This window comes from Yersinia sp. 2553 StPb PI (assembly GCF_052217105.1).
Classification (GTDB): domain Bacteria; phylum Pseudomonadota; class Gammaproteobacteria; order Enterobacterales; family Enterobacteriaceae; genus Yersinia; species Yersinia enterocolitica_E.
This window is the reverse complement of the sequence record NZ_JAZGPX010000002.1, coordinates 628,712-644,495: the sequence shown is the minus strand read 5'-3', so window position 1 is coordinate 644,495 and position 15,784 is coordinate 628,712. Positions and strand designations below refer to the sequence as shown.

Below are 15,784 nucleotides of genomic sequence, written 5' to 3'. Positions count from 1 at the left end.
TATACCGACCGAATAATAGCTCGGTGAGTATTGCTTCGGTATCAGATTGTTAGGCGACATATGCGGGCATTCGATGTCAGTTTGCCGCAAACCGCCCCAGCACAGCACAACCCGCGGTGCTGGTAGGTATCGGCAATGGGCAAACATACCTGCGCATAGATGTAGCCCGTAGCATCAATTATGCTGCCGCTCAATGATGCTAACTCTCGGGCCGTGAGGAAGATAAGGCGCACAGTTGCGCCATAAAGGACCTGCCGTTCTGTGGCGGGGCCGCGTTAAAGAAATCACAAACAGTGGCCCCTACATCAGACAGCGTTGTGCGGTAACCAATCTCCCCTCCGGCAATACCGGGTCGCCACACCAGTAAGGGCACATTCTCGCGAGTGTGATTACTATGCCCAATTGTCGGGTCATTACCGTGATCCGCCATCACCACCAGGCAATCATCCTGCTGCATTCGCCCCATCAAGATCGCCAGATTCTGATCCACTACCTGCAACCTTTCGGCGTAGCGCGCCACATCCTGTGCATGACCCGCCAGATCGGTTTCCTGAATGTTAGTGCAGATAAATCCATCTCCTGGTTTTTGCAATTCCGCCAAGGTGATATCCATGATGGTCTGGGTATCGACCAGATTTTGATAGTTGGTACCGTGCGGATTGAGTGCGATATCGGCCACTTTGCCCACCAGCACCGTTGGAATACCAATATCATAGAGCTGCTGTGGAACTTGAACGCTGGCATCTACGCCATAGCCCAGATGTACGACCTGAAATCCTTGTTGATAAACCCCTGAGCGTGGTGCATTAATCCCGATATAACGACCCTGTTTCTCCTCTGCGGCAGCGAGTAGCTGCTCATTGCTCGCTAGCAAGCCACCAAAAGCAATCACCCGCCCAACCTTCACACAGCTACGCACTGTCTCACCAATGGCACGGACATCAGCAAACGAAATCGCACTCAGGTTAGCGCTGATGTTAAACACCTGTCCGAGATCCGCTTCCAGGTTATCACCGACCGCCGCGGCCTGATTTACCAACAGATACTGCAACCGGCTTCCCTGACGTTCGACATGCCAACCCGCCGCGACCAGTTTTTGCTCGACCTTATCGATCACCTCGGAAAACGGCATACGCAGCGGTGACTGTGGGCGGGTACCCAGTATTTCCTGATGCCCCATAAAGGTGTCACCGCCTTCGTGTTGCAGCGCTGCCCTGCCGTACACCGCCGTTAGCGAAGGTTTCATCACGTTCGGCGCGAACCCCAGAGCGTTGATGAGCCCCAATTGTTCAAGTGTCGCTAGACTCAATTGCGGAAAACGCTCCAGAATATGCCCACAGGTATTCGCACCGAGGTCCTGCGGCCTGACCTGAGGCACATCGGCCATGCTTCCCACACCAAAGCTGTCTATGACTACCACCACGAATTTACTCACCTTGCCCCCTGAATAACATTGCCGAGTCTGTCATACAGCGCTTCGAGTACTGGGTGACCACACACAATAGCGAAAACTAGTGCCACATCGCTACCCGTGACAAAAATCTGAGTACGGAAACTGACTTACCTACACCGAATGACTTAGGTGCAAGGCCGGGAGACATAGCTTGCCGCTAGACTCCATCAGATTAAAAGCCTAATAATCATTTTTTTGAATATTTAACATGAAGGCAAAACTCACTGGCATTGACCTTTATGCGCCATCCACAAGCTGAACAGATTAGCTAATAAATACCCCTCTTCATTTGGGTGCAGGGCCAAATTAAACCGTGACAGCAGCGCCAAATGGATCTGTAAAATTTGTGGAAACGCGTCAGAGGCTCTGATTTCAGCCAACAATTCATCATCAAGTGGTCCAACTTCCTCACCACGGCGACTGCGCATTAATGCATTTGCCATATGCGTGAGCGCCATTTCCCCCTGCTCCGTGCGCACCGGCAGTGCCCATACCGTTTCCAACTGTGCGACAACCTTTTTCATGCCATCGCAGATGTCCTTATCAATAACCCCTGCCTGATATAGCACGTTTAGCCGATTCTCCATACCGCCAACTCCCTGATAGCTTTTAGTCATTGGGTTGCTGCTCGGCGTTCAACGCCCATGCTGTGATCAGCCAACAATAATTGAATATAGATAACAAGCAGAGAACAGACAAAAAGAGAATGGGATCACAAAAAATAAATAGCCCAGGAGGGGGGACAGCAGAAAATCAGCAGTGGCAGCAGTACAAAGGCAAAAACCCGCTATCTTATTCAGATAACGGGTTTTTAATTGGTGCCGGCACCAAGAGTCGAACTCGGGACCTACTGATTACAAGTCAGTTGCTCTACCAACTGAGCTATGCCGGCGAAATTTTTTGGAACGTTACTACGTTTCCTTGGCGCGCAATATAGTATAACTCAGAACAAACAATCAAGCGTTATCAACAAATTATTTGTATCCCGCTTCATAAAACAACAGATTGATGAATAAATAAGCGTAGCAGTTATCATAATCGGATTCCCATCACCAATCGATACCTTTCTGCGCCTTAATTCCATGATCAAATGCATGCTTCACTGGTCGTAACTCACTAACGGTATCTGCCAGTGCGATAATTTCCCGATGGCAGGCTCGCCCGGTGATGACCACACTTTGATGTACAGGCCGATTTTTTAACGCCGCCAACACCGCATCCAAGCTCAAATAACCGTAAGTGAGCATATAAGTGAGCTCATCTAAAACCACAAGCTGGTAACCAGGGTCAGATAACATCCGCGCGCCCTGCTGCCACACTAGTCTGGCCGCTTGGATATCCGCCGCTTTATCTTGGGTATCCCAAGTAAAACCGGTTGCCATGATATGAAACTCGACCCCGTTACGCTCCAGTAGGTTACGTTCACCACACTCCCAGTCCCCCTTGATAAATTGAAGCACACCTACCCGCATATCATGGCCAACGGCTCTGGCTGCGGTTCCAAATGCGGCGGTACTTTTCCCTTTGCCATTACCGGTAAATACAATAATGATCCCGCCGTTTTTTGTCGCGGCAGCAACCCGCTCCTCAACCTGTTGTTTAAGATGTTGCTGCCGCTGCTGATAACGTTCTTCGTACATCGTGGTTTCCTCAACACAACGTTATTTCTGACAACCGGCACAGGCCTTGATTTGAATTTGATCAAAGAATGAATTGCCTTTGTCATCAACGAGTATGAACGCCGGAAAGTTCCTGACTTCCATCTTCCACACAGCTTCCATTCCCAGCTCGGGATACTCAAGGCATTCCAGACTTTCGATATACTCCTGCGCCAGAATGGCCGCAGAACCGCCGATACTGCCCAAATAGAAACCACCGTGCTTATGGCATGATTCGGTGACTTGCTGGCTACGATTGCCTTTTGCCAACATGATTAAGCTGCCCCCCTGGGATTGGAACAGATCGACATAAGGATCCATGCGCCCTCCAGTCGTTGGCCCCATCGAGCCGGATACCAATTCATCCGGTTTTTTTGCAGGTCCAGCATAATAGACGGGATGATCTTTCATGTATTGAGGTAATGGCTGGTTCTGTTCCAAACGCTGTTGCAGCTTGGCATGCACAATATCGCGGGCAACAATTAACGGGCCATTGAGTGATACGCGGGTGGATACCGGGTAAAGTGAAAGCTGTTGACGAATTTCATCCATCGGGCGGTTAAGATCAATGTTAACTACCGTCCCTTCGTTATTAATCCGCAAATCTTCAGGAATATATCGCTCAGGGTGGCGCTCTAATTTCTCCAGCCATATGCCCTCTTTATTAATTTTGGCTTTAATGTTCCGATCAGAAGAACATGAAATTGCCATCCCTATCGGGCAAGAGCCACCATGACGCGGCAAACGAATAACCCGAACATCATGTGCAAAATATTTGCCACCAAACTGAGCACCCAAGCCAAATTCACGTGAAGCTTGTAACAGATCCTCTTCCAGCGCCTTATCACGGAAAGCCTGACCGAACGCATTACCCTCGCCAGGTAAGTTATCGTAATATTTTGTCGAGGCGAGTTTAGCGGTCTTCAAGGTTAATTCTGCGGAGGTACCTCCTATAACAAAAGCAATATGATAAGGAGGACAAGCAGCCGTTCCCAGGCTCTTCATTTTCTCAATTAAAAAGGCTTTGAGTTTTGCCGGTTCCAACACCGCTTTTGTTTCCTGATAAAGCGCTGCTTTATTGGCGGAGCCGCCGCCCTTATTCACAAACAAGAACGAATATTGCATACCCGAGGTAGCAAAAATATCAATTTGCCCAGGAAGATTGGTACCGGTATTCACTTCGTTATACATATCTAACGCCGCATTTTGTGAGTAGCGCAGATTATCTTGGCGGAAGGTGTTATAGATGCCGCGTGATAATGCTTCGGCATCATCAGTATCAGTCCAAACCCGTTGGCCTTTTTTCGCTACAATGGTGGATGTGCCCGTATCCTGGCAGTTCGGCAAAATACCTTTGGCTGAAATCTCCGAATTTCTCAATAATTGCAATGCGACATATTTGTCATTTTCGCTCGCTTGCGGATCATGCAAAATGGCAGAAACTTGCTGCTGATGTGCTGGGCGCAGGAAGAATGAGGCATCATGGAACGCTTGCTGGGAGACTAATGTCAGCGCTTCAGATTCAACTTTTAATACTTCGTTGCCATCAACCTCGATAGTGGAAACATACTTATCCGTTAACAAGTAATATTCTGTGCGGTCCTCAGACAGAGGGAAGAGATCTTGGTAAAAAAAATCATTTTTATACATTATTTTCACTCGATTAGCTGAATGGGAAATAGTAAGAAAATATCGCTGACCCTTTGTATTTAAAAAATCAAAGAATAAAAAAACCTCAGTAAGTCGCTGGTATCATCGTGCTATTATTAATAGAGTAAAATAAAAAGCAATTGTTCTATCTGCAACACATAATGCGTATTGGTGAATAACTCCAGAACAATTTCCACAGCCGAAAAAGAAAGAAAAACCAAGGTAATAACCCATTAAAAATAGGCACAAACCAGAAATGGCTGCGCTATGGTAATATGCCATAAAAATACGACAACTCAATTATCATCGTAAATTTAGAACACGACATTAATTTAATCCTACGTTCAAAACATATATTTTATTTTAAAAAATAAAATATAATTCTTTATCTGTCGCTTTGAAAAATTAATTAACCCATGCTCTTTTTAGCTCTTCCTCTTTAGATTTATCATGGAGCCAGCGACTTAATTTTTGCAAGCTTCTCAACCCTCTTTTACCTTCTTTGTAGGTCAGTACAAAGTGGTTTCCGGTGCTCATGGGTAAATCACATGGAATGACCATATCACCATTTTCCAAATCCTTGTGAATAGCAAATCGGGGCAATAACGCCATGCCAAGATTGGAGCGCACAGCAGAAATCAGCATCGATAAAAGATCAAAACGTGGCCCCATTCGTACTTTAGGGCTATTAACGCCTGATAATGTAAACCAGTCATGCCACGAATCTAAACGAGTTGTTTGATGAAGCAACGTAAGTTCATCCATCAACTGCTCTGCAAGCATCACTTTTTTCTCATCCTGCCACAACATCCGGCTGCAGACAGGCACTAGCTCTTCTTCAAACAAGTGCTCATTTTCAGCACACGGGCTACAGAAATCCTCACGCATAATTGCCGCATCGTATTTCAAATTCAGAAAATCAGCAGGCGTAGTCAGCGCCACTAAATTAAGAACAATCTCAGGATGCTTCTCATGAAAGTCACTGAGATTTGGAATGAGCCAATGTGTGCTAAATGTTGGTGTAACCGCCAGCTCCAACACTTGCTGAGTTGACTGGTAAGACATAATGCTTTGCGTATCTCTTTCCAGTTGCTCCAATGTATCTCTGACTAAACCAAGATAATAACGACCCGCATCATTGAGGAAAATTCGCTTACGGACATGGTGGAATAATGACACATTAAGTAGCTCCTCCAATGCTGTAATTTGACGGAAAACAGCACTTTGGGTTAACGCTAACTTTTCTGCCGCTCGCGTGTAGCTTTCATATTGAGCAACAGCTTCAAATGGGCGTTGTTGAATAAATCGAACTTTTGGCCGTAGTTAGGATCAGATCACCACACTCCTGATCCTGCAGCGATATCACGTGGCAAAACAAAAGTTCAAAATCACCAACTGGGCCACCTACAACAAGGCGCTTGTCAATCGGGGCTCACTGACATTCTGGCTTGATGAGTCGGCCATTCAGGCATGGTATGACGAGCCCAACACGTCTTTACGCGGTCGTCCGCAACGTTATTCTGAGCTGGCCATTTCAACCGTTCTGATGCTCAAACGCGTTTTTCGCCTCACACTTCGCGCTGCGCAGGGATTCATTGACTCCATCTTTACCCTAATGAAGCTCCCGCTCCGTTGCCCGGATTATTCCTGCGTCAGCAGGCGGGCTAAATCCGTCAGCATCCCTTTCAAAAACCCAACACGCGGTGAAATTGCCCATCTGGTTATCGATTCCACCGGCTTAAAAGTCTTCGGTGAGGGTGAGTGGAAGGTGAAAAAACACGGCCAGGAAAAGCGCCGCGTCTGGCGGAAACTGCACCTGGCGGTGGATGCTGATACGCATGAGATTATCTGCGCTGACCTGTCCCTAAACAACGTGACTGATGCAGAGGCATTCCCGGGGCTTATCCGTCAGACGCACAGGAAAATCAGGGCTGCCTGTGCCGACGGGGCTTATGACACAAAGCGGTGCCACGACGAGTTGCGGCGCAAGAAAATTAAGGCGCTTATCCCGCCGCGAACGCGCGCCGGCTACTGGCCGGTGGAGTATGCCGACAGAAATCAGGCGGTGGCGAGGCAACGGCTTACTGGGAGCAATGCGTACTGGAAATGGCACACGGCTTATAACCGGCGTTCAGTGGCCGAAACGGCGATGTACCGCGTAAAACAGCTGTTTGGTGGGCATCTTACGTTGAGGGATTACGATGCGCAGGTTGGAGAAACTATGGCCATGATCCGTGCCTTAAACAAAATGACGCGTGCAGGGATGCCAGAAAGTGTGCGGATTGCCTGAGGAAGTCAGTGACGAGAGGCGCTTTTATCTAAATCCGAATTATTCAACAAAGCCCTTCAAATGTCACTAATAAATCAGTTTTAGGAATTTTACACCGCATTATAGCTCACCCATTATTTCATAAAACACCGATTAAATAGTTGTGTACCTGGGCACAACTAATATTCAAATATTGATAGCGACGCTTCTTTTTTTGATTTTTAAAATACACATTTCTATTTAGATAGACATGGGTCTCCGTCATTTTTGTGATAGCCCTCATGATTATCAATAGCAATATCATATTAAAGATAAAAAATAAGCGAATAAACCAAAACTATAACGAAGGACATTGCACATTTAAATATTGATGCTTTAGCGTTAACACAAATAAAATAAAACCATAATTTAATATGAAAATCATATAGTTATAAAAACAAACATCAAATGCGAAATATTTGAAAGAGATCATTCCATAAAATGATTAAATATTGGGAGCAAGGTCAAATATATAATCTCATATTTATGAATAATGATGCGGAGTTTAATAATCATATGCCGTTTTTATATAACGCATTTCTGGTGATTAATTTTAATAAAATTAAAAATCTTATCGGCCATAAAGGTTGCTCGAATGAGTAAAGGAAAAGTATTGTTAGTTGGGGCGGGACCGGGGGATGCATCTCTAATCACTGTAAAAGGATTGCTAGCCATTCGTGAAGCTCAAGTTATTGTGCATGACCGTCTGGTTAATCTTGAGTTAATTTCTCAAGCACCACCCCATTGCCAAATTATTAATGTGGGGAAAACCTCAAATCATCATCCAGTCCCACAAGAACAGATCAATAAAATCTTGGTCGAGCATGCCCTGGCGGGGAAAAATGTTGTTCGTCTTAAAGGAGGCGACCCTTATGTATTTGGCCGAGGTGGAGAAGAAGCCGAGGCACTTGCCCATGAAGAGATCCCTTTTGAGATAATTCCAGGTATCAGCTCAGCTATTGGCGGTTTAGCCTATGCCGGTATCCCCGTGACCCATCGGCACTACGCTTCCAGCTTTCATGTGGTCACCGGGCATATGTGTCAGGGAAATGAACCACAAAACTGGGATATTTTGGCCCAACTGGATGGGACGTTAATCGTATTAATGGGAATGACGCGACAAGAGGAGATCTGCCAACGCCTAATCGACGGAGGTAAATCACCCGACACCCCCGCCGCCGCCGTGATGTATGCCAGCCAGCAACGGCAAGAGATAGCAAAAGGGACACTGACCACGCTAAAAGATGAAATTGTACGTAAAAAATTACATGCCCCCGCACTGTTAGTGATTGGTCATGTCGTCAATCTTAGTGATGTTCTGGCTTTTACTGCCCACCAAATTGATATCAGTCATGAACCACTATTGCAGGCAATCTGAGTATGTTGTCAGCAATAGTTATTTGTTCCAAGGGGCCAGTAGTGCATAAGAACGGCATTCAATCCGTCAGTTATATCAGGCATCCAGACCACATCTGTAATGGTCAACTAAAACCGGACACGGATTTAGGCACATTGTTGTAATCGGCGTTCATATTCATTCGGCGATATATTGCCCAGCCGGTAATGCCGACGCTTCAGATTATAAAAACTGTCGATATAATCGATAACGTCCGCAATGCCCTGACTTCGGGTTTCATAGCGACGGTAGTTAACTCTCTCTGCTTTCAGGCTGCGGAAGAACCTCTCCGTAACGGCATTATCCAAACAGTTACCCTTGCGGCTCATACTGCCCGTCACATCAAGTTCCTGCTGGCAGGACTGGAACTGGGCGCTAGTATACTGAGCACCTTGATCGCTATGGAATACGACTGGGCCTGTTGGCCGTCGTTTATTAACCGCCAGTCGTAATGCCCGGATAGTCAGGGCGCTGTCCGGTTTGTCCGAGAAGGCCCAACTCACTATTTTTCTTGAACATAAGTCCATGACAATAGCCAGATATAACCAGCCCTGAGCGGTACGAAGATAGGTGATATCACCTGACCACCAGGTATTTAATGTCTCTGGATTAAACTGTCGATTCAACAGATTAGCCGCCACTACAGCCGGTTTACCACCACGTGGATAGCGATGACGTCCGGGACGCTTCGCAACCAGCATCAGGGTCTTCATTATCTGACGGACACGGTATCGGCCAACGTTAAAACCCTGTTCACGCAGCTCAATACACATGCGCCGACTGCCATACGTCGCATCCATTTCAGCATGAACATGCTTAGCCGCCGCATGAAGCATCAGAACATTTGCTCTGAGGGCTGGCCGCCGGCTTCGGGCGTAAAATACACTGCGCGTGAGCGACAGGCATCGACATACTTGCTGGATGTTTGCCCCGGCCTTCTTCAGCTTCACCGCGACTTTTTGTCGTTGTTCATTTCCATGGCGAAGAAGGCTGAAGCCTTTTTTAACAGGTCATTGTCGCTTTGCAACTGACGTACCTGCTTTTCAAGTTCCTGTATTCGTCGTTGTTCAGACGTGATCGCGGTGGCGATGGGAGTATCTCCCCTCACTTCTCCGCGATATTGGCGTAACCAGCGTTGTAATGTTGAAAGGCCTATATTCATCGTTTCAGCAGCCTGGGTCACCGGGTACTTATGCTGCAGAACCAAATTGACACATTCCTGCTTGAACTCATGGGTAAACGTTTTTCTTCGCATTTTCACCTCGTTAGCGTTGCTCATTATATCTCTAACAAAGTGTCCGAAATGATTAGACCATTACACTCTGGCCACAGGCTGTTTCTCATGGCTGAAGCCCGTTGCCCAGCCTCTTGCGGTGAACTGATCCAAGGGTGGATTTTTGGCGGAGAAAAACTTATCTCTTGCCCGATTAACTGGTTTAGCACCGTTTCAGTTACCGAAGGGGAACCGAGCTGGCGTGAACGACCGCGTATGCGTCACATGGTCAGGCAAGTGTTGGCGCATTTTGGCGAGCCTGCCCAATATAGCGAGAATATCTGCATTGCGTTTGAATCCACTATTCCCGTGGCTAAAGGATTAGCCAGTAGCACCGCCGATATTGCCGCAACAGCTATCGCGACCAGCCGCTTACTGGGTAAATCACTGAGTGACGAATCACTGGCCAAACTCTGCGTGGCAGTTGAACCCACCGACAGCACGATATTTAAAGATCTCACCCTTTTTGATCACCAGACCGCGCAAAATCATCATCCCTTTACCTGGCGACCCGACATCGACATTCTGCTACTTGAAAGTACACAAACGCTGTTAACCGAAGAGTTCCATAAACGAAATCGCCAACCCTTGTTACTTAAACAGGCAGCCAACTTAGCCAATGCTATGCAACTGTTTCAACAGGCTAACGATACCCAGTGCCACTATCGTTTGGGCGAAGCCACCACGCTAAGTGCCGTCGCCAGCCAGTCAATGCTGCCTAAGCCTGAATTTCATCAGTTACTGGATATCGTTGAGCGCAGCGGAATTTATGGTTTGAACGTAGCCCACAGTGGCAGCGTTATTGGTTTGCTGTTCAATCATCAACGACACGATCTAGACCGCCTTATCAGCACACTGCATCAACCACAGATAATTAAGCACTATCCGCATATTCATATTGTCAAAATGGTTGTGGGTGGCGTGCGTTGATGAACATATTATTTTCGCAAACATCATTGATTTTTAATATTCAGCTAATGTGATAATAACTCACTATTATTTTTAACATTATAACTCTCACATCTATAAAATATCTCATATTAATTCATTAAATATAGCCAACCAACAGAAAACAAAACTAAACCCTAGAAATATAAATATGATCAGCATCACACAAACAGAATTAACCCATAACTTTTATATAGATCACACTTTCACTCCAAATAATCACATTCATTTTTAATTATATTTATAACCATGCATTAACAAAAAACAAATAACATAAACAATAGATTGATTTTAAAGAATTTACTCAATCTAAACTGCCAATTTAAAATAATTTATTTTGCTTTTTTATTTTTTTCAAGATGTCCTGACAATAAATCAATTGTATTTAATTTGTTGGAAAAGCACATTATAAGCCAGCCAATTCCCAGTGAATTGCCATCGATACCTGAAGAATAAAATAGATAATCTTGATTTACGCGTAGAGGGCTAAAAAAAATAAATTTAGCTCTCTACTCACAAAACCAATATACGGATCGTAATCTACATAGAGGACTTAACATGCAAAATCCAACAATTGTTATTGGCGTCATTGGTGCTGATTGCCATGCTGTTGGTAATAAGGTGCTAGACCGAGTGTTTACAATGCACAACTTCAACGTCATCAATCTCGGAGTGATGGTGAGTCAGGATGAATATATTGATGCTGCCATTGAAACCGGTGCTCACGCCATTGTCATCTCCTCTATCTATGGGCACGGTGAAGTGGATTGTATTGGTATGCGTGAGAACTGCATTGAACGCGGAATTGGCGAAATCTTGCTGTATGTCGGCGGAAATTTGGTTATTGGTAAACATGCATTCTCAGAAATTGAGTCAAAATTCAAAGAGATGGGATTCAACCGCGTCTTCGCACCCGACACTGATTTGGAATTAGTCTGTTCTTTAATGAAAGGCGATATTGAACATGCCATGCAACCAGAAGCAGCGGCTGGGGGCGTGCAATGATCACCGTTTCTATCGATATCGGCTCCACCTGGACAAAAGGGGCAGTGTTCGAGGTGGGAGATGATGACCATATTGATGTGAAGAATTATGCATTATCTCCTACTACGCCACACCATTTGGCTGAAGGATTTTTTTCGGTATTGAATAAGATCCTGAATGTTGCCGATGCACGCCCTTTATTAGCGTCAGGGCAGGTCAATATTGATTACTCCTCATCGGCCAAAGGCGGATTAGCGGTTGCTGCTATTGGGCTGGTGCCCAATATTACCCTCGAATCCGCCAAGGTCACCGCGCATTCTGCGGGGGCTAAAGTGTCACAACACTTCGCCTATAACCTGAATAAATCAGATGTACGGGCTTTAGAAGCATCACCGCCGGATATCCTGTTATTTACCGGTGGTACTGACGGCGGTGACTACGCTCATGGCCTGTCTAACGCGAAACTATTGGCTCAATCTAAATTGAAGTGCTCCATTATTTATGCCGGAAATCGCGACTTGCAAGATGACGTATTGGAGATCCTCGGTGATAAAGATTTAACCATCGTTAATAACGTGCTGCCCAATCTCGACAGCCCTAATCCATTTGATGCGCGTAAGGCTATTTGCAACATTTTCCTCAAAAAGATTATTAGAGGGAAAGGTTTAGACGTCATCGTTGATCAAACGGGTGAAGACCCACTGCCTACGCCCTATTCAGTCTTCGAACTGGTACAACAAATTCGCCAATACGTGCCCGATTGGGAAACGTTCATGTTGATAGATATGGGGGGCGCCACCACCGATGTTTACTCCTCCTATAACAGTCATATGCTGCCCGACACCGTGATACACGGGATCCCAGAACCGCTGATTAAACGAACCGTCGAAGGTGACCTGGGGATGCGCGTTTCAGCGATGAATGCCGGCGAAACCGGTATGCCGATGATTGCTCATTACTTCTCACATCAACAAAACCAAATTGATGCTTTTTATCGATATTTAACCCATATCACTGCGCATCCGGGCTATTTACCCCGTAGCGACGAAGAAGTTGTTTTCGACCAATTGTTGGCTGGGATTTGTGTCGGATATGCCACTGAACGTCATGCGGGCAAAAAAACACAGGTTTGTACCTGCGCAGGCAATATTGACCTACAGGTCGGTCGCGACTTAAGCCTGGTTAAAAAGGTGATTGGCACTGGCGGGTGGCTATCCCGAGCAGAATCATTCGATATTCATAACTGGCTGAAATATCGCAATTTAGATGATGAGGGCAAGCAGGTTCTGCTCCCCGGCAAGTTTGAATATTACAGAGATACACAAGGTTTACTTCCCCTGCTCGCCAATGTCGCCCGTCGCTTTCCTAAAGCTGCCGCCCAAACTGGCGTTCGAATTTTGAACAAGTAAAAACTGGAGTCATGATGGAACTTCGCAACAAAAAGATTTCTTTAGATCACTTTATGTCAGAACGTTTTCACGTCTTACAAACGTGGCACACCGGCAAAGACGTTGAGAAATTTGAAGATGGCGTTAAGTATCAGCAAACAATTCCTGAGTCGAAAAATTTTGCCCGGGCATTATTTGAAGCAGACCGCCAAGGCATTACGTTGAGCCAACCTCGTGCTGGGGTCGCATTAATCGAAGAACATATCGCACTGCTGACAGCGTTGCAAAAAGATTGCGACCTCCTACCCACCACGATTGATGCCTATACCCGCCTTAACCGTTACGAAGATGCAGCCATCGGCATCCAAAAATCTATCGAAGCAGGGACATCAAAACTCAATGGTTTACCGGTCGTCAACCACGGTGTAACAGCTTGTCGCAGCATTACTGAAAGCTTATCTAAACCATTGCAGATCCGGCACGGAACACCTGATGCACGGCTGCTGGCCGAGATAGCAATGGCCAGTGGGTTTACCAGCTACGAAGGCGGCGGGATCTCCTACAACATTCCTTATGCAAAACGCGTAACGCTGGAGAAATCCATTCGTGACTGGCAGTACTGCGATCGCTTGATTGGGGTATATGAAGAGCATGGTATTCGTATTAACCGCGAGCCATTTGGCCCATTGACCGGCACCTTAATCCCGCCGTTTGTGTCCCATGCGGTCGCGATTATTGAAGGTTTACTCGCGCTGGAACAAGGTGTCCGGTCTATCACCGTGGGCTACGGCCAGGTGGGTAATATTGTGCAAGATATCGCGGCTATCCAATCATTACGCGAGCTGGCTCATGAATATTTCCACGCTAATGGCTACGACAATTACGAGTTGAGTACCGTGTTCCATCAATGGATGGGGGGATTCCCAGAAGATGAGTCCCGTGCATTCGCGGTTATCTCTTGGGGGGCCGCAGTAGCGGGGATGGCCGGTGCTACCAAGGTGATTACCAAAAGCCCACATGAGGCCTACGGGATCCCAACTGCCGAGGCAAATGGTCAAGGATTAAGAGCCTCGAACCAAATGCTGAACATGGTTCGTGACCAAAAATTCCCACCTTGTCTGGAGGTCGATCGCGAGGTTGATCTGATTAAACGTGAAGTTCGCGCCGTTATGAACAAAGTGCTGGAACTGGGTCAGGGCGATATTGCGATAGGTACCGTACGTGCCTTTGAAGCGGGAGTCCTTGATGTGCCATTTGCCCCCGCCACCTGTAACTCCGGCAAAATGATGCCTATCCGCGATAACCATGGCGCCATCCGCGTCTTCGATCCGGGTTCAGTACCCCTGCCTGAAGATGTACTAGCACTCCACCATGATTTTGTTGCTGAACGCGCTAAAGAAGAAGGCCGTGTACCTTCATTCCAAATGATTATTGATGACATTAACGCTGTATCCCACAGTAAATTAATAGGAAGACCATAATGAAAATCAAACACGCTCTGTTCACCGCAGGTTACTCATCTTTCTACTTCGATGACCAACAAGCAATCAAAAATGGCGCGAAATTGGATGGGTTTATCTATCAAGGCAAGCCGGTGACTGAGGGATTCACGTCAATTCGGCAGGCAGGTGAATGCGTCAACATCCAATTAATTTTAGAAAATGGGGCCGTGGCAGTGGGTGACTGTGCCGCAGTGCAATACTCAGGCGCTGGTGGTCGTGATCCTTTGTTTATCGCAGCAAATTTTGTTCCTTTCTTAGAAAAACATATCAAACCCCTACTGGAAGGGCGCGATGTCAGTGAGTTTCGTCTGAATGCCCGTTTCTTTGACGACGTGACCATTGATGGCAAACAGCTACATACCGCCATTCGTTACGGCCTTTCTCAGGCATTGCTGGATGCCACTGCGTTAGCTACCGGGCGTTTAAAAGCCGAGGTAGTGTGTGACGAATGGCATCTGCCGCTGGTTGCCAAACCTATTCCGCTGTTTGGTCAAAGTGGCGATGACCGTTATATCGCTGTGGATAAAATGATCGTTAAAGGCGTCGATGTTCTGCCACATGGTCTTATCAACAACGTTGATGAAAAACTGGGCCGCAATGGCGAAAAACTGCGTGACTATGTGAGTTGGTTAGCCAAACGCGTGGCTGAACTGCGCGTTGATCCTAACTACAAACCGAATCTGCATATTGATGTTTACGGCACCATTGGCCTGATTTTTGACATGGACCCAATGCGGTGCGCTGAATATATCGCCAGTCTGCAAGAACAAGCCGGCGATCTGGATCTGTATATCGAAGGGCCGGTTGATGCGGGCAATAAACCAGACCAAATCCGCCTGTTAACTGAGATTACCCGCAATCTGGCAAAACTCGGTTCGAAAGTCAAAATTGTGGCCGATGAATGGTGTAACACCTATCAAGACATCATCGATTTTACTGATGCGGGTAGTTGTCACATGGTGCAGATCAAAACCCCTGATTTGGGCAGTATTCACAACATCGTGGACGCGGTTCTTTACTGCAATAAAAAAGGGATGGAAGCGTACCAGGGGGGGACTTGTAACGAAACCGATATCAGCGCTCGCACCTGTGTGCATGTCGCTATCGCCTCCCGTCCGATGCGGATGCTAATCAAACCGGGGATGGGTTTTGATGAAGGGATGAACATTGTGTTCAACGAGATGTCTCGCACCATCGCGCAACTTAATGCAAAGGCTAACTGAT

Annotated in this window: 14 protein-coding genes and 1 tRNA gene; 7 read left to right on the top strand and 8 right to left on the bottom strand. The window is 46.5% G+C overall.

Annotated features, from left to right (window positions below; genetic code table 11):
- Positions 1-199: 199 nt before the first annotated feature.
- The 6 genes from V2A84_RS04175 to V2A84_RS04150 form a co-directional block, all read right to left on the bottom strand.
- On the bottom strand, positions 200-1,435 hold the full coding sequence (locus V2A84_RS04175; RefSeq protein ID WP_083158318.1) for a phosphopentomutase: 1,236 nt from the start codon (positions 1,433-1,435) through the stop codon (positions 200-202).
- 239 nt (positions 1,436-1,674) lie between these two features.
- Entirely contained in the window at positions 1,675-2,040 is a 366-nt protein-coding gene (locus V2A84_RS04170) for a PRD domain-containing protein (protein WP_083158317.1), read from the bottom strand.
- A gap of 229 nt (positions 2,041-2,269) precedes the next feature.
- A tRNA-Thr gene (locus V2A84_RS04165) sits at positions 2,270-2,345 on the bottom strand.
- A gap of 157 nt (positions 2,346-2,502) precedes the next feature.
- A complete protein-coding gene (gene cobO / locus V2A84_RS04160) occupies positions 2,503-3,093 on the bottom strand; it encodes a cob(I)yrinic acid a,c-diamide adenosyltransferase (protein ID WP_083158316.1) in 591 nt (196 codons plus the stop codon).
- Between the two features lie 21 nt (positions 3,094-3,114).
- Positions 3,115-4,761, bottom strand: a complete 1,647-nt coding sequence (locus V2A84_RS04155; protein WP_083158315.1) for a fumarate hydratase — start codon at positions 4,759-4,761, stop codon at positions 3,115-3,117.
- Positions 4,762-5,166: 405 nt separating this feature from the next.
- Positions 5,167-6,063, bottom strand: coding sequence for a LysR family transcriptional regulator (locus V2A84_RS04150; protein ID WP_442849112.1), 897 nt, complete (start codon positions 6,061-6,063; stop codon positions 5,167-5,169).
- Between the two features lie 64 nt (positions 6,064-6,127).
- Here V2A84_RS04150 and V2A84_RS04145 point away from each other — a divergent pair, with 64 nt between their 5' ends.
- The gene (locus tag V2A84_RS04145) at positions 6,128-7,051 is read left to right on the top strand and encodes an IS5 family transposase (protein WP_226717630.1); all 924 of its coding nucleotides are present in this window, start codon (positions 6,128-6,130) and stop codon (positions 7,049-7,051) included.
- Positions 7,052-7,664: 613 nt separating this feature from the next.
- Positions 7,665-8,447, top strand: a complete 783-nt coding sequence (gene cobA, locus V2A84_RS04140; RefSeq protein WP_083158313.1) for a uroporphyrinogen-III C-methyltransferase — start codon at positions 7,665-7,667, stop codon at positions 8,445-8,447.
- Between the two features lie 125 nt (positions 8,448-8,572).
- On the opposite strand, the gene V2A84_RS04135 is transcribed toward cobA, so the two are convergent.
- Both V2A84_RS04135 and V2A84_RS04130 read right to left on the bottom strand, forming a co-directional pair.
- Positions 8,573-9,415, bottom strand: coding sequence for an IS3 family transposase (locus V2A84_RS04135; protein WP_442848611.1), 843 nt, complete (start codon positions 9,413-9,415; stop codon positions 8,573-8,575).
- Positions 9,412-9,744 (bottom strand): transposase, encoded by a 333-nt coding sequence (locus V2A84_RS04130; protein WP_442848610.1) that lies wholly within the window; start codon positions 9,742-9,744, stop codon positions 9,412-9,414. Before V2A84_RS04130 ends, V2A84_RS04135 begins: the two co-directional genes overlap by 4 nt.
- Positions 9,745-9,807: 63 nt before the next feature.
- Between V2A84_RS04130 and V2A84_RS04125 the strand changes: the two genes are divergently transcribed.
- From V2A84_RS04125 to V2A84_RS04105, 5 genes are all read left to right on the top strand, one after another.
- Positions 9,808-10,668, top strand: coding sequence for a GHMP family kinase ATP-binding protein (locus V2A84_RS04125; protein WP_083158312.1), 861 nt, complete (start codon positions 9,808-9,810; stop codon positions 10,666-10,668).
- Positions 10,669-11,244: 576 nt separating this feature from the next.
- Positions 11,245-11,691: a methylaspartate mutase subunit S gene (gene glmS, locus V2A84_RS04120; RefSeq protein WP_083158311.1), complete on the top strand. Its 447-nt coding sequence runs from the start codon at positions 11,245-11,247 to the stop codon at positions 11,689-11,691.
- Positions 11,688-13,079, top strand: a complete 1,392-nt coding sequence (gene glmL / locus V2A84_RS04115) for a methylaspartate mutase accessory protein GlmL (protein ID WP_083158310.1) — start codon at positions 11,688-11,690, stop codon at positions 13,077-13,079. Before glmS ends, glmL begins: the two co-directional genes overlap by 4 nt.
- A 14-nt stretch (positions 13,080-13,093) precedes the next feature.
- Positions 13,094-14,539, top strand: a complete 1,446-nt coding sequence (locus V2A84_RS04110) for a methylaspartate mutase subunit E (RefSeq protein ID WP_083158309.1) — start codon at positions 13,094-13,096, stop codon at positions 14,537-14,539.
- Positions 14,539-15,783 carry a methylaspartate ammonia-lyase gene (locus V2A84_RS04105; RefSeq protein WP_102970385.1) on the top strand — a complete coding sequence of 415 codons (1,245 nt, stop codon included), beginning with the start codon at positions 14,539-14,541 and terminating at the stop codon, positions 15,781-15,783. The genes V2A84_RS04110 and V2A84_RS04105 overlap by 1 nt, the downstream gene beginning before the upstream one ends.
- Position 15,784: the final 1 nt, after the last annotated feature.